Below are 15,799 nucleotides of genomic sequence, written 5' to 3' on the forward strand. Positions count from 1 at the left end.
TCTGGTCTTGTTCGCTTTTTCTTAAAGTGAGGAAGCTGATGGCCACTGAAGTTCTTTGACCAGAATTTTTTAACTTGGGACGAAGAACTTACGATTGTGTTAAGTCGCAAGTCAATTTTTCTACCATTTAGGATGTTTTGATGACAATTTAAGAAAGAGCAATCTTTTCCTAGAAATAAATGCTAAACTATAATTGTTCCTAAACATGATTGAGTAGTTCGATGGTCTGGTTTAACCCTAAAAGAATAGATCAGATCTTACAAGTTAATCAGAAGAGTCATTGTCAGCTGAGCTTTAGAGGTAGCTAGTAGAGAAAAGTAAATCTGAAATTTGATGTTTTCTTGTGAGTAAGATTAAGGAGTTATTCTATTCATTTATTGGTAGAAAGCTTTTGGGGGTATCTATGAAATTTAATAAATATGCCTATCCCATAGCACAAGCCTGCTTGGGTTTGTATTTATTTGCTAATGGAGGTAGTTTAATCAATTTGGATATTGGGGTTATCCTTGTGTTATTATCCCTGATCAAGGGAGTAGAAATCCATAAAGAGGAAAGAAAGCATAGATGAGCATCGTTAGTAAGTGGAAATGCTGGAGTTCAGGAAAGAAGAGGTAGCGGTTTGCAAAAGTTGAAAAATAGTTTAAAATTTATAGGAATGATCTTACTGATTATAAATATAAATACATTTCCCATGAGAATGCTGGCTCTCGAAGATTCTAGTTCTCTATCCTTAAAGTGGACGACTAGTATTGGGTATTTGCTACTTGCTACCTTCTTGCTAGTTGCTGTTTGGAGACAGTATAAAAAGAAAGTTCCAGACCAGCAGAAGACTCTCAAATTTACCTGGAAGGATTTTGGAATAGCCCTTTTATTTTATGTGGCTACTCGAGTCGTAGCGATTGTAGGTACTCTTCTGATCCAAGTGGTTACTGGAAATCCAACATCCGCTAACGATGCGGCCTTGCTGGCTACAAGTGAGCAGGTCACTCGAGTTTTTCCTCTATTTTTCATCGCTTTTCATTTTGCAATTGGTATATTTGCTCCAATCATGGAAGAATTAGTATTTAGAGGATTCTTCAGCCACTATTTTTTTAAAGCTGATCAAAAGTGGTTGAAATTGTTAATAAGTTCTGCTATTTTTGGCTACCTGCATATGTTTTATCCGATAGAGTTTGTAACTTATTTTTTACTGGGAGTGATATTTTACTTAGCCTATGCTCGTAGAGGAAACGTTCTTGATTCTATAGCTGTTCATTTGCTTAATAACGGAGTGCTGGTACTGGTATCTATTCTACACTATCTATTTTTAGTTTTTAGCTAAAATATATTCAAAAAATGATTGGTTGAAAGGCTGATCATTTTTCTGTTGAAAGATCAACTTTTGCTGATAAATGCTGGAGACAGCAATAAAAAAACCAGCGATTCAATCACTGGCTGTTAGATCGTTCTTTTAGGAAGCTCCATTAGTAGTAGACGTTTTTGTATCTATTGTTTGAGTGCTAGATGAAGGAGCAGTTGGTTGTTCTTGTTTACTGCTAGTGTCTTCTTTCTTGCTTTCTTCACTGCTACTAGATTGATTTGTTGTTTCTTCTTGTGTGTTGTCCTTTGTAGAAGTATTATCCTTGTTGGGAGTAGTGTTCTCTTGAGGGGACTCCTTTTGAATCTCTTTTATGACAGTTGTCTGTGTTGTCGTAGTTTCTTTTTTAGAGTTATTATTGCTGTTATTCATAGCATTCATGATGGTGATACTTGCAGTAATCAGTCCCAGAATACTACCGATAGTAGCAATCGTTTTTTGAAAAACAGTAAATCCTTTTTTGATGTGTTCTGTTTTAGGTTTTGATGTTCTACGATAATTAGACATAATATCTCTCCTTTACTAAAATTCATTATACCGAAAATCTTTAAAAAAAACTTAAATGAACCTGAATTGCCTTTCTTGTCGCCTGAACTGTTTCGTGATACAATAGAAGGAGTGATTTTAGAAAGCGTGAGAAACCATGATTTACTTTGATAATTCGGCAACGACTAAGCCATATCCTGAAGCGTTAGAGACTTATATGCAGGTGGCTTCAAAGATTATTGGAAATCCTTCAAGTCTCCATCGTTTGGGAGACCAGTCTACCAGAATTTTAGAAGCTTCTCGTCAACAGATTGCAGATTTGATTGGCAAGAAAAGCGAGGAAATTTTCTTTACATCTGGTGGTACTGAAGGGGATAACTGGGTTATCAAAGGTGTTGCATTTGAAAAAGCACAATTTGGCAAACACATTATTGTGTCAGCTATTGAGCACCCAGCAGTCAAGGAGTCAGCTCTTTGGCTTAAGACTCAAGGTTTTGAAGTGGATTTTGCACCTGTAAATGAAAAAGGATTTGTAGATGTAACTGCTTTAGAAAACCTACTTCGTCCTGATACAACGCTAGTCTCTGTTATGGCAGTCAACAATGAAATCGGCTCAATCCAGCCTATTGAAGCTATATCAGAACTATTAGCTGATAAGCCAACGATTTCCTTCCACGTTGATGCCGTTCAAGCCTTGGCTAAAATACCAACAGAAAAGTATTTGACAGACCGAGTGGACTTTGCGACCTTCTCTAGTCATAAATTCCACGGAGTTCGTGGTGTTGGATTGGTCTATATCAAGTCTGGCAAGAAAATTACACCGCTTTTAACTGGTGGTGGCCAAGAGCGTGACTATCGTTCAACAACTGAGAATGTAGCAGGAATTGCAGCAACAGCCAAGGCACTGCGTCTAGCTATGGAAAGATTGGAATTGTTTTCTAACAAAACGAGTCAGATGAAGGAAGTCATCCGTCAGGCTCTTCTTGATTATCCAGATATTTTTGTCTTCTCAGATGAGGAAGATTTTGCCCCCCATATTCTGACCTTTGGGATTAAGGGTGTTCGTGGGGAAATCATTGTTCATGCTTTTGAAGACTATGATATTTTCATTTCTACAACATCAGCTTGCTCGTCCAAGGCTGGGAAACCTGCTGGGACCCTGATTGCCATGGGCATTGAAAAAGATAAAGCCCAGTCAGCAGTTCGTCTCAGTCTAGACCTAGAAAACGATATGAGTCAAGTTGAGCAATTTTTGACTAAACTAAAATTAATCTACAATCAAACTAAAAAAGTAAGATAGGAGTATTCATGCAGTATTCAGAAATTATGATTCGCTACGGAGAGCTTTCAACCAAGGGTAAAAACCGTATGCGCTTCATCAATAAACTACGTAATAATATCTCAGATGTCTTGTCCATCTATCCTCAAGTCAAAGTGACAGCAGACCGCGATCGTGCCCATGCTTATCTGAATGGGGCAGATTATGAACCAGTGGCAGAGTCTCTGAAACAAGTTTTCGGGATTCAAAATTTTTCTCCGGTATATAAAGTTGAAAAATCTGTAGAAGTTCTTAAATCTGCTGTCCAAGAGATTATGAAGGACATCTACAAGGAAGGTATGACCTTTAAAATCTCAAGCAAGCGAAGCGACCACAACTTTGAGTTAGACAGTCGTGAGTTGAACCAAACTCTTGGTGGTGCAGTATTTGAAGCTATTCCCAATGTACAAGCCCAGATGAAAAATCCCGATATCAATCTGCAAGTGGAGATTCGTGAAGAGGCGGCTTATCTTTCTTATGAAACCATTCGAGGAGCTGGTGGTTTACCGGTTGGAACTTCTGGGAAAGGCATGCTCATGTTGTCAGGTGGGATTGACTCACCAGTAGCTGGTTATCTAGCTCTAAAACGTGGAGTGGATATCGAAGCTGTTCACTTTGCTAGTCCACCATATACCAGTCCAGGTGCCCTCAAAAAAGCCCAAGATTTAACCCGTAAACTGACTAAGTTCGGTGGCAATATCCAGTTTATCGAAGTGCCATTCACAGAGATTCAAGAAGAGATTAAGGCTAAGGCTCCAGAAGCTTATCTCATGACTCTGACTCGCCGCTTTATGATGCGCATTACAGACCGTATCCGTGAAGTGAGAAATGGTTTGGTCATCATCAATGGTGAAAGTCTTGGTCAGGTGGCAAGCCAAACCCTGGAGAGTATGCAGGCTATCAATGCGGTGACCAATACACCAATTATCCGTCCAGTTGTAACTATGGATAAGCTAGAAATCATTGACATTGCGCAAGAAATTGATACCTTTGAAATTTCTATCCAGCCGTTTGAAGATTGTTGTACTATTTTTGCACCCGATCGTCCGAAGACAAATCCAAAGATTAAGAATGCAGAGCAGTATGAAACACGTATGGATGTCGAAGGTCTGGTTGAACGTGCAGTAGCAGGAATCATGATTACTGAAATTACGCCTCAAGCTGAGAAGGATGCAGTTGATGAGCTAATTGATGACCTCCTTTAATCAGAAAAACCAGAGGAAAAAAGAAAATAAGTAAAAAAAGTTAGTTTATTGTCCTAAATTTAGACGGAAACTGACTTTTTTTCTATTTTTGTGCTATAATAAGATAAAATTTTGAATATAGAGAGTTTTCTGACAATGAATCAATCTTATTTTTACCTGAAAATGCGAGAGCATAAATTAGTGGTTCCCTACACAGGTAAGGAGCGCCGGGTACGTGTTCTCCTCCCCAAAAACTATGATAAAGATACGGATAGAAGCTACCCAGTTGTGTATTTTCACGATGGACAAAATGTCTTTTATAGTAAGGAATCTTACGTTGGACATTCCTGGAAGATTATCCCAGCCATCAAGCGAAATCCAGATATCAGCCGTATGATTGTTGTGGCTATTGACAATGATGGTCTTGGGCGAATGAACGAGTATGCGGCATGGAAATTCCAAGAGTCCAACATTCCTGGCCAACAATTTGGTGGTAAGGGAGTCGAGTACGCTGAGTTTGTCATGGAAGTGGTCAAACCCTTTATCGACGAAAACTATCGGACAAAGTCTGATCGCAAGCACACTGCTATGGTTGGATCTTCTCTAGGTGGCAATATTACCCAGTTTATTGGCTTAGAATATCAGGATCAAATTGGATGTTTGGGAGTTTTCTCATCAGCTAACTGGCTTCACCAAGAGGCCTTTGATCGCTATATCGAGCGAAAAAAACTATTGCCTGACCAGCGTGTCTTTATCTATGTTGGTACGGAAGAAGCAGACGACACAGACAAGACCCTCATGGCTGGTAATATTAAGCAGGCCTATATCGACTCTTCCCTTCGCTATTATCATGATTTGATAGCGGGAGGAGTGCAGTTGGAAAATCTCTCTCTCAAGGTTCAGGCTGGAGCCATTCACCATGAAGTGCCATGGTCAGAAAATCTTCCAGCTTGCCTACGCTTTTTTGCAGAAAATTGGTAGTTAGTATAAAGGAGACAGGATATGCATATTGAACATCTTAGTCACTGGAGTGGTCATCTTAACCGTGAAATGTATGTTAATCGTTACGGACACGCAGGTATCCCAGTGGTTGTCTTTGCTTCCTCAGGTGGTAGCCACAATGAATACTATGATTTTGGCATGATTGATGCATGTGCATCCTTTATCGAGGAAGGTCGAGTGCAATTCTTTACCCTTTCAAGTGTCGATAGTGAGAGTTGGCTAGCAACATGGAAAAATGGTCATGACCAAGCTGAAATGCACCGTGCTTATGAGCGATACGTGATTGAAGAAGCCATTCCTTTTATCAAGCACAAAACAGGCTGGTTTGACGGTATGATGACAACAGGATGCTCTATGGGAGCTTACCATGCACTTAACTTTTTCCTTCAGCATCCAGATGTCTTTACCAAGGTAATTGCCCTCAGTGGTGTCTACGATGCTCGTTTCTTTGTTGGAGATTACTACAACGATGATGCTATCTATCAAAATTCACCAGTAGATTATATCTGGAATCAAAATGATGGTTGGTTTATCGATCGTTACCGTCAGGCTGAGATTATTGTTTGTACAGGTCTAGGTGCTTGGGAACAGGATGGCCTGCCTTCTTACTACAAGTTAAAAGAAGCCTTTGACCAAAAACAAATTCCTGCTTGGTTTGCAGAATGGGGGCACGATGTTGCCCATGACTGGGAATGGTGGCGTAAACAAATGCCATATTTCCTCGGTCATATGAGTCTATAAAAGGAGTTGCTTATGAATTATCTTGTAATTTCACCCTATTACCCACAAAATTTCCAACAGTTTAGTATTGAACTAGCTAATAAAGGAATCACAGTTCTAGGGATTGGGCAAGAACCCTACGAACAACTAGATGAACCATTGCGCAATAGCTTGACGGAGTACTTTCGAGTAGATAATCTTGAAAATATGGATGAGGTTAAACGAGCAGTTGCCTTTCTTTTCTATAAGCATGGTCCAATTGACCGCATCGAATCTCATAATGAATACTGGCTTGAGTTGGATGCTGCCCTTCGTGAACAGTTCAATGTTTTTGGTGCTAAACCAGAAGACCTCAAGAAGACCAAGTTCAAATCTGAGATGAAAAAACTCTTCAAAAAAGCTGGAGTTCCAGTTGTGCCAGGTGCTGTCATTGAAACAGATGCAGATGTTGACAAAGCTGTGAAAGAAATCGGTCTTCCCATGATTGCAAAACCTGACAATGGAGTAGGTGCAGCAGCAACCTTCAAACTTGAAACAGAAGATGATGTAAACCACTTTAAGGCTGAATGGGACCATTCAACAGTTTATTTCTTTGAAAAATTTGTTACCTCTAGTGAAATCTGTACCTTCGATGGTTTGGTGGATAGAGATGGGAATATTGTCTTTTCAACTACCTTTGACTATGCACATACACCCCTTGATCTCATGATTTACAAGATGGACAATTCTTATTATGTTCTTAAAGATATGGATCCGAAACTTCGCAAGTATGGTGAGGCTATCGTCAAGGAATTTGGTATGAAAGAACGTTTCTTCCATATCGAGTTCTTCCGTGAGGGTGATGATTATATTGCCATTGAGTACAATAACCGTCCAGCAGGTGGCTTCACTATTGATGTCTATAACTATGCGCATTCCTTGGATTTGTACAAGGGCTATGCAGCTATCGTTGCAGGTGAAGCATTCCCAGAGTCTCCGTTTGAAACCCAGTATTGCTTGGCAACATCTCGTCGCGCCAATGCTAACTATGTTTATTCAGAAGAAGACTTGCTCGCTAAATATGGTCAGCAGTTCAAAGTAAAGAAAATCATGCCGGCAGCCTTTGCTGAATTGCAAGGAGACTATCTCTATATGCTTACGACACCAAGTCGTGAGGAAATGGAGCAGATGATTAAGGATTTTGGTCAGCGTCAAGAATAATGAAAAGGATAAAAGGAGTTTGACTTCTTTTGTCCTTTTTAATAGAATAGAAGACTAATTGTTAGTGAATTTGAACCAATTTAATTAATATGATATAATGTTGTATAAACGTTATTATCAAAGATGTTTTATAGAAAATTTTTCTATTATTTTAAATATATTTTGTAAATCAACTATTAATTTATTTTTAAGGAGTATAAATTTAAAATGAAAAAAGAAGAAATAAAGCCTATTTTTCTCTTGTCTATTATTGACACTATTATATTTATAATAACGTTATTGCTTGGATCTCACTTCATTTCCATTTTTGGCATGACAGATCAGGTTTTATCAGTTTTATTTGTGGTATTTCTTCTAACAAAAATGCCAGTGACTTACTTTGTTTCAAAAAGAAAAAATAAACTGGAAAAGAGCTTTAATTATTTTATAACAATTTTATTTGGTCTGATAGAGTTTCTTACTTTATTTTCCATGTTTAATGATCCTCAACAATGGATATTACTTTTTTCTATATTCACGATATCTATAGAGAGTTTTATAAAAGAAAAATCAAATTCAAGGACGATAATAACGGGAACATTTTTAATATTTTTTGTCATTTCTTTGTCAATTGTATTATTTTTTATTAATCCATCTGAATCCGCTCTAGTTTCGGCAATCACAGCAGTAGCTACTTTATTATTGACAACTGACACTCTAGAGGATGTATTTAATGTAAAAGTGACAAAGCAACGACAAAAACAACTTTCGGTTATAAAAATATCAGTATTATTTCTTGTCCCAATAATTTATGCTTCCTCTTTAATTTATCCCCGTCCTGATGTTAATAATACTTCGATTTATACGATGTTGCTAACTGGACTTTATAGATTTATTGTATTAGAAATAACATATCCTCTTTTTTTATTTTTAATTTATTTTAAGAAACTAAGACAAAAAATTCAAATCAAGCTTGGATTACCATCTAGTCAAAAATATTTATATGGAAATTGGAATATGATTACAATAAATAAGTTTACGAACCAAGATATTATTGTGAGAAAATTCTTATTAAATATTGATGGCAATAGAATTAAATTTTTGGGTAGTTTTTTCACTTTTGATGAAGATAATGTTATCTATAATGATAAAGAGGAAATACTTGGGAAAATCGAGAAATGTAACGATGATAGAGTAAATTTAGTAATTGATAATAAAACTATACAGCTTATTAAAATAGGAAGTGATGAATATAGAAAGTTTAGTTCATGTTATTATAATCGGAAGGAAAAGTTTTACAATATTCAAACTACAGAACCTATCACTAATAGTAACCTAGAAGTTACTTTGTTTTTATTTAATAATGTTGAGAGTCAATTTATTGAAATAAATAGTATGACTAATTACAAGTATGACTTAATAGATGGAGAATTTATTCGTATTAATAATAATGAGAAATTTGTAATGAATAATTTTTTACCATCAGATTTATATGAATCAGATGAATTTAAATAGTGGAAAAGAGTTAACTTTTCTTAAAAGAACATATTAAAGAATATTAAATTATAATTTTAAAAGAATTTCGAACTTTTTTCGCTAATTAAAAAATTGGAAAATATTTTGGTCAGCGTCAAGAATAGGATATGAAGAGGCTGGGACAAAAGTCCTAGCCTCTCAATTTTCTTTGGATTGTCGAGCAAGGCGCAGTGGTTGAGTGGGCTCTACTTCGCTGATTTCATCAGCTTTTACAGCCCTACTCAACTGTGCGGAGGTGGGACGACGAAATCGAATTCTAACGAATTACCGATTTCTGTCCCACTCTCTTTTTAAAAGCCCTAAATAAAAGCGTTTCCATAGGATTCTTTTAGAAAATCTGTTGCTAAAAGCCTTAAAAATTGATAGAATAGGGATTGTCAAAAAAATATTAAGGAGAATCTATCAATGGATTTCACATGGGCAGTCAAATATGCCACTGAATTTTTGGGAACAGCCATCTTGATTATCTTGGGTAATGGTGCAGTTGCCAACGTTGAACTTAAAGGTACGAAAGGTCACCAAAGTGGCTGGCTCGTTATCGCTGTTGGTTACGGTATGGGGGTTATGATCCCTGCCTTGATGTTTGGTAATGTTTCTGGTAACCACATCAACCCAGCCTTCACTCTTGGACTTGCAGTTAGCGGTCTCTTCCCTTGGTCACAAGTAGCCCAATACATCATCGCACAAGTTTTGGGAGCAATCTTCGGACAAGCCTTGGTTGTTGCAACTCACCGTCCCTACTACTTGAAAACAGAAAATCCAAATAACATCTTGGGAACTTTCTCAACAATTTCAAGTATCGACCACGGAACAAAAGAATCACGCTTCGCAGCAACTGTGAACGGATTTATCAATGAGTTTGTTGGGTCATTTGTTCTTTTCTTCGCAGCACTCGGTATGACAAAGAACTTCTTTGGTGCTGAATTGCTTTCTAAAGCCCAAGGATTGATTAATGACCAAGTGGCACAAGCGACTGCTCAAGGTCAAACAATTCCTCAAGAACAAGTAACAGCAGCTCTTGAACAAGCAAAAACTCAAGTAGCTCCATTCTTGTCACCGGGTCTTGGTATCGCACACTTGGCGCTTGGTTTCTTGGTAATGGCCTTGGTAACATCTCTTGGTGGACCTTCAGGACCAGGTTTGAACCCAGCTCGTGACTTTGGACCACGTCTCCTTCATGCCTTCCTTCCAAAATCAATCCTTGGTCAACACAAGGGTGATTCAAAATGGTGGTATGCTTGGGTACCAGTAGTTGCACCGATTGCAGCAGCTATTGCAGCAGTAGCGCTCTTCAAATTACTTTACCTATAATATTTAAAAACTGGGTTTTCCCAGTTTTTTCTTTTTTGTACAGTTGTGTCTTATAGAATTAAAGGGTGAAATCGTCAGACTTTTTTCATTTTAAATCAAAAGATGTAAATATGGCAAAAATATGGTAAAATAGAGTATTAAGTAAACGTTAAAAAGGAATATTATGCGTAAAGAAATTGCACCTGAATTATACAATTACAATAAATTCCCTGGTCCAGAATTTCATCTATCTGGAGATAAAGTCGAGGCTGAAGGTTTCACCTTCAACTTGGTTGAAAATAGTAAGGAAGCCTTTGATGCAACAGCTTTTACTCAACGCTTTTCGGAAGTTTTAAACAAGTATGATTATATTGTAGGAGACTGGAGCAATGAGCAGTTGCGCTTGCGAGGATTCTACAAGAATGAGCGAGCTGAAGAATCTCTCGAGAAAATCAGTCGTTTACAAGATTACCTACTCGAGTATTGTAGCTATGGTTGTGCCTACTTTGTCTTAGAAAATGAGACTCCTAAACGAGCACCATTTGACCAAAAAATGCGCAAGAAAGAAGAAGAGAAAGACAACCGTAAAGGGAAAAAGTCTTCTCAAAATAAGAAAAGAAATCATACAGACAAGAGAAATAGACGTCGTCGTAAAGAGCAGAAACCACAGAATGAAGAAAAGGGGCAACGTCATTTCGTCATCCGTCAGAAAGATTAGAGAATAAGGAGAAAACATGAAACCGTCTATTTATAGTTTAACACGTCAAGGCATGCAAGAATGGGTCTTGGAGCAGGGAGAAAAGAAATTCCGTGCCGACCAAATCTGGGAGTGGCTTTACCGTAAACGTGTACAATCATTTGAAGAAATGACAAACTTATCTAAGGATTTGATTGCCAAACTCAATGATCAATTTGTAGTCAACCCTTTGAAACAACGCATCGTTCAAGAATCGGCTGATGGTACTGTAAAGTATCTCTTTGAGTTGCCAGACGGTATGCTGATTGAAACTGTACTTATGCGTCAACACTACGGCTTATCAGTCTGTGTAACGACTCAGGTTGGATGCAATATTGGTTGTACCTTCTGTGCGTCAGGTTTGATCAAGAAGCAACGTGACCTCAATAACGGAGAAATTGTAGCTCAAATTATGCTTGTTCAAAAATATTTTGACGAACGTGGACAAGATGAACGTGTTAGCCACATCGTTGTTATGGGTATTGGAGAACCATTTGATAACTACAATAACGTTTTGAACTTTATCCGTACCATCAATGACGATAAGGGAATGGCAATCGGTGCTCGTCATATCACAGTATCAACCTCTGGCTTGGCTCATAAGATTCGTGAGTTTGCCAATGAAGGAGTACAGGTTAACCTTGCTGTTTCTCTTCATGCTCCAAACAATGAACTGCGTTCAAGCATTATGAAGATTAACCGTGCCTTTCCAATTGAAAAACTCTTTGCAGCGATTGAGTATTACATCGAAACAACCAACCGCCGTGTAACTTTTGAGTATATCATGCTAAATGAAGTCAATGACGGAGTCGAACAAGCACTTGAGTTGGCAGAATTGCTCAAGAACATTAAGAAATTGTCATATGTCAACTTGATTCCTTACAACCCTGTTAGTGAGCATGACCAATATAGTCGTAGTCCGAAAGAGCGTGTCATGGCCTTCTATGATACGCTCAAGAAAAAAGGCGTCAACTGTGTTGTTCGTCAAGAACACGGTACAGATATCGATGCCGCATGCGGACAATTGCGTTCAAATACCATGAAACGTGATCGCCAAAAAGCAGTAGCTGAAGTAAATCCATAAGATGAATCGAAAAAAATTACTAAGCCTGGGAATCGTGTTATACAGTCTTTGTATCGTCTGTTTTTGTTTTACTCCCCAGCCTCAACTTCCTACAGGAGTGGAAACTCCAGGTATTCAAACTTTTGGACGCCTGGTTTTTCTTTTGACGCCTTTTAACTCCCTTTGGAATCTGGGAGAAGTAACTAGCCCTCTACAGCTCTTTTGGATTTTTTTGCAAAATGCCTTAAATATCCTCTTGCTCTTCCCATTAATTTTCCAGCTTCTCTATCTTATACCTGCACTAAGAAAAACGAAGCGTGTGATTTTGTTTAGCTTTTTATTGAGCTTGGGAATCGAATGCACACAGCTAGTTTTAGACTTTTTCTTTGATTTCAATAGGGTCTTTGAGATTGATGATTTATGGACCAATACTTTGGGTGGCTACCTAGCCTGGGTCCTTTATAAACTACTACATAAAAACAAGATAAGGAATTAAAATGAGTATCTTAGAAGTAAAAAATTTAAGTCACGGTTTTGGTGACCGTGCGATTTTTGAAGACGTGTCCTTCCGACTCCTAAAAGGGGAACACATCGGACTAGTTGGTGCTAACGGTGAAGGGAAATCAACCTTCATGAGCATTGTGACTGGTAAGTTGGTACCTGATGAAGGTAAGGTGGAATGGTCCAAATATGTGACAGCAGGATACCTGGACCAGCATGCAGTTCTCAAAGAAGGTCAAACTGTGCGTGATGTTTTGCGTACAGCCTTTGACGAATTATTCAAAGCCGAAGCTCGGATCAATGACCTTTATATGGAAATGGCAGAAGAGGGCGCTGATATTGATGCCCTAATGGAAGAAGTCGGCGAACTTCAGGACCGTTTGGAAAGTCGTGACTTCTATACCTTGGATGCTAAGATTGATGAAGTTGCGCGTGCTCTTGGTGTCATGGATTATGGTATGGATACGGACGTAACAGCCTTATCTGGTGGACAAAGAACCAAGGTACTCTTGGCCAAACTCCTCCTTGAAAAGCCAGATATCTTGCTTTTGGATGAGCCAACCAACTATCTAGATGCGGAGCATATTGACTGGCTCAAGCGTTATCTGCAGAACTATGAGAATGCCTTTGTCCTTATTTCGCACGATATTCCATTCCTCAATGATGTTATCAATATCGTATATCACGTTGAAAATCAACAGTTGACACGCTACTCTGGCGATTACTACCAGTTCCAAGAAGTCTATGCCATGAAGAAATCGCAGCTGGAAGCAGCCTATGAGCGTCAACAGAAAGAAATTGCTGATCTCAAGGATTTCGTAGCCCGTAATAAGGCGCGTGTTGCTACCCGTAATATGGCTATGTCTCGTCAGAAGAAATTGGATAAGATGGACATTATCGAACTTCAAAGTGAGAAACCAAAGCCGTCCTTTGATTTTAAACCAGCTCGTACACCTGGACGCTTTATCTTCCAAGCCAAAGACTTACAGATTGGTTACGACCGCCCACTTACAAAACCATTAAATCTTACCTTTGAGCGCAATCAAAAGGTTGCCATCATTGGTGCCAACGGTATCGGGAAAACAACCCTCTTGAAGTCTCTTTTGGGGATTATTCCGCCAATTGCTGGTGAAGTTGAACGCGGTGATTATCTAGAACTTGGCTACTTTGAGCAAGAAGTGGAAGGCGGCAATCGTCAGACACCTTTAGAAGCTGTTTGGAATGCCTTTCCAGCTCTCAACCAAGCAGAAGTTCGTGCAGCCCTTGCTCGCTGTGGTTTGACAACGAAGCACATCGAAAGCCAGATTCAAGTTCTATCAGGTGGAGAACAAGCCAAGGTTCGTTTCTGTCTCTTGATGAACCGTGAGAACAATGTCCTTGTTCTAGACGAGCCTACCAACCACTTGGATGTGGATGCCAAGGACGAACTCAAACGTGCTCTAAAAGAGTATAAGGGTTCTATCCTTATGGTCTGCCACGAACCAGACTTCTATGAAAGCTGGATGGACCAAATCTGGGATTTTAACAACTTAACTTAAAATGAGAGTAAAAGAAATACAGTACCAAGATTGGATACTGTATTTTTTGGTTTTTAAGATTTAAAATCGTAGTCCTTAACAATTTCAATGCTGTCGATAGTGATAGCAGTAGTTGGTTTGTCTTTTTCGTCTTTTTCAGCCTTGGCAATCTTGTCAACAACATCCATACCGTCGATGACTTGACCAAAGACAGGGTGTTTTCCGTCTAGACTAGGGTTCCCACCTTCTTTGTAGGCTTCGATAATTTTCTTTGGATAGCTACTTGTAGGAAGTTTGGCAGAAATGTCTGTTGTATTTTGGTTGATGAAGAACTGGCTACCATTGGAATTTGGTTGGCCAGTATTAGCCATGGAGAGAGAACCACGGATGTTATAGAGATATGGAGAGATTTCGCTCTTGAAACCAGTTCCATGGTCTTTAGTCTTGTCCTTATCATGCCAAATGGATTCGCCTCCAGTACCATCTCCTTTTGGATCACCAGTCTGGACCATGAAGCCATCAATCACTCGGTGGAAGGTAACGCCATTATAGTAGCTTTCTTTTGCGTGAGTTAGGAAATTTTCAACAGCAAGTGGAGCTAGCTTTGGAAAGAGTTTGATGCGGATATCTCCTTGACTGGTGTGGAGAATGACTTCAGCTTCGTCTTCAGCAACCTCCTTAGAGAGTTGTGGGAAGTTAGCATTTTCATTTGTCAAGGCGTCTTTGAGATCCTTGGCAGATTGGGCAGCTGCTTTGGAACTTTCTTCAGCAGCCAAGCTAGAATCTACATAGTCATCCCCTCGGAGACTACGTTGGATACTGCTACATCCAGCAAGGGCAAAAGTTGAGATTAATAGAAGTGTTGCTATTTTTTTCATGGTAATCCTTTCAAAAATCATTTCTACCATTGTACCCTAATTGAAAGTGGATTTCAAATGTTAGTAGTTTACAGAACTGGCTTAGATAATAGTTGGGATTTCATCATCATCTTGAAAATCTTCAACTTCTTCTTCCCAGCAAATGGTTTCTGAAAAGAACTTAGTATAAAACGGGCAATTGGTCCAACAATTAGGAAATTTAGAGGAAGAGCTGCAATAAAGTTTACGATCCAGGCACTTAGATAGGTCTTGGGTGTGATAGCAATGCCATTGTAGAAAAGTCCATAGAAGGACATGAAAGTGACCATGAGAACTGCCATTCCTCCAGAAATTGTAATGATTTTCTGCCAGCGTTTATGATGATCCTTGAGGATACGAAAGGCAATTGACTTAACGATTGGTCCAACAAGGATGACATCCAATAAAAAGGCTGTAACAAAACCAGGAATGTAACCAAGGGCTAAATGATGTAGTGAAAGTTGACCAACAATAAAAAGATTCCAAATAGACATACCGAATACCATCATGGAACACATTAGTGTTGTAAATAAAAGAGCTTCTTTAAAATTTCTAGGCATTATAATCTCCATTTCTTTTTGATTAGACATCAGTTTACCATAAAAAATTTTTTCTCGTAAGTGAATTGATTAGATTTTTTTAAGAAACTGTTTTCAAAAAAATCAACCTGACTTGGTTGATTAAAGATTCTTCTTTGGATGGCGGTCAATGATTGCTTGATGGTCTTTGAGTGCCCGTTCTCCTTTTGGAGTTAGTCTATAACCGCGAAGCGAAAAGTGACCAGCTAATTCTTCTTCTGAAAATGGTTATGAAGGGCTTGATTCGGGTTGGCAACCTTCATTTTAGAAAGTCCAGTAACACCCTTCTTTTTAAGGATGCTCTTTTTCATAGTAGTATTTAGATGGTCAAGCGAATCAAAAGCGGTTTCGATGATAGCATATCCTTTTTCAACAAGCGTATCTAAATGTTTTGGGATATCAATGCCATAAGTATACTCAAAATACTTTGGAAACC

15 protein-coding genes and 1 pseudogene are annotated in these 15,799 nt (G+C 38.5%); 13 read left to right on the forward strand and 3 right to left on the reverse strand.

Translation table 11 applies throughout. The features are described from left to right. Positions 1-403: 403 nt before the first annotated feature. Positions 404-568 (forward strand): hypothetical protein, encoded by a 165-nt coding sequence (locus tag QM867_RS08025; protein ID WP_414315523.1) that lies wholly within the window; start codon positions 404-406, stop codon positions 566-568. Between the two features lie 51 nt (positions 569-619). Continuing rightward, positions 620-1,321 carry a lysostaphin resistance A-like protein gene (locus QM867_RS08030; RefSeq protein ID WP_414315524.1) on the forward strand — a complete coding sequence of 234 codons (702 nt, stop codon included), beginning with the start codon at positions 620-622 and terminating at the stop codon, positions 1,319-1,321. Positions 1,322-1,450: 129 nt separating this feature from the next. Here the strand turns inward: QM867_RS08030 and QM867_RS08035 are convergent, their stop codons facing one another. After that, entirely contained in the window at positions 1,451-1,864 is a 414-nt protein-coding gene (locus tag QM867_RS08035) for a DUF6556 family protein (protein ID WP_414315525.1), read from the reverse strand. 136 nt (positions 1,865-2,000) lie between these two features. Between QM867_RS08035 and QM867_RS08040 the strand changes: the two genes are divergently transcribed. The 11 genes from QM867_RS08040 to QM867_RS08090 all read left to right on the forward strand — a co-directional run bounded on the left by QM867_RS08040 (position 2,001) and on the right by QM867_RS08090 (position 13,910). Then, the gene (locus tag QM867_RS08040) at positions 2,001-3,143 is read left to right on the forward strand and encodes a cysteine desulfurase family protein (protein WP_414315526.1); all 1,143 of its coding nucleotides are present in this window, start codon (positions 2,001-2,003) and stop codon (positions 3,141-3,143) included. Between the two features lie 8 nt (positions 3,144-3,151). Further along, positions 3,152-4,366: a tRNA uracil 4-sulfurtransferase ThiI gene (thiI, locus tag QM867_RS08045; protein ID WP_006150037.1), complete on the forward strand. Its 1,215-nt coding sequence runs from the start codon at positions 3,152-3,154 to the stop codon at positions 4,364-4,366. A gap of 135 nt (positions 4,367-4,501) precedes the next feature. Then, positions 4,502-5,326: an alpha/beta hydrolase gene (locus QM867_RS08050; protein WP_049509803.1), complete on the forward strand. Its 825-nt coding sequence runs from the start codon at positions 4,502-4,504 to the stop codon at positions 5,324-5,326. A gap of 21 nt (positions 5,327-5,347) precedes the next feature. Then, positions 5,348-6,088: an esterase family protein gene (locus QM867_RS08055; protein WP_414294727.1), complete on the forward strand. Its 741-nt coding sequence runs from the start codon at positions 5,348-5,350 to the stop codon at positions 6,086-6,088. Positions 6,089-6,100: 12 nt separating this feature from the next. Next, positions 6,101-7,267, forward strand: coding sequence for an ATP-grasp domain-containing protein (locus QM867_RS08060; RefSeq protein WP_414315527.1), 1,167 nt, complete (start codon positions 6,101-6,103; stop codon positions 7,265-7,267). A 207-nt stretch (positions 7,268-7,474) separates the two neighbouring features. Next, the gene (locus tag QM867_RS08065; RefSeq protein WP_414315528.1) at positions 7,475-8,761 is read left to right on the forward strand and encodes a hypothetical protein; all 1,287 of its coding nucleotides are present in this window, start codon (positions 7,475-7,477) and stop codon (positions 8,759-8,761) included. A 426-nt stretch (positions 8,762-9,187) separates the two neighbouring features. After that, a complete protein-coding gene (gla, locus tag QM867_RS08070) occupies positions 9,188-10,093 on the forward strand; it encodes an aquaglyceroporin Gla (RefSeq protein ID WP_414315529.1) in 906 nt (301 codons plus the stop codon). 163 nt (positions 10,094-10,256) lie between these two features. Further along, complete coding sequence (locus QM867_RS08075) at positions 10,257-10,790, forward strand: YutD family protein (protein WP_414314389.1); 534 nt, start codon at positions 10,257-10,259, stop codon at positions 10,788-10,790. 16 nt (positions 10,791-10,806) lie between these two features. Then, a complete protein-coding gene (gene rlmN, locus QM867_RS08080; protein ID WP_045763788.1) occupies positions 10,807-11,892 on the forward strand; it encodes a 23S rRNA (adenine(2503)-C(2))-methyltransferase RlmN in 1,086 nt (361 codons plus the stop codon). A 1-nt stretch (position 11,893) separates the two neighbouring features. Then, positions 11,894-12,367: a VanZ family protein gene (locus tag QM867_RS08085; RefSeq protein WP_414315530.1), complete on the forward strand. Its 474-nt coding sequence runs from the start codon at positions 11,894-11,896 to the stop codon at positions 12,365-12,367. A 1-nt stretch (position 12,368) separates the two neighbouring features. Next, a complete protein-coding gene (locus QM867_RS08090) occupies positions 12,369-13,910 on the forward strand; it encodes an ABC-F family ATP-binding cassette domain-containing protein (protein WP_414315531.1) in 1,542 nt (513 codons plus the stop codon). Positions 13,911-13,963: 53 nt separating this feature from the next. On the opposite strand, the gene QM867_RS08095 is transcribed toward QM867_RS08090, so the two are convergent. Both QM867_RS08095 and QM867_RS08100 read right to left on the reverse strand, forming a co-directional pair. Beyond that, positions 13,964-14,767: a peptidylprolyl isomerase gene (locus QM867_RS08095; RefSeq protein ID WP_414315532.1), complete on the reverse strand. Its 804-nt coding sequence runs from the start codon at positions 14,765-14,767 to the stop codon at positions 13,964-13,966. 81 nt (positions 14,768-14,848) lie between these two features. Beyond that, a pseudogene (locus QM867_RS08100) lies at positions 14,849-15,063 on the reverse strand (hypothetical protein). Between the last annotated feature and the right edge of the window lie 736 nt (positions 15,064-15,799).

Source organism: Streptococcus infantis (assembly GCF_047463635.1).
GTDB lineage: Bacteria > Bacillota > Bacilli > Lactobacillales > Streptococcaceae > Streptococcus > Streptococcus infantis_W.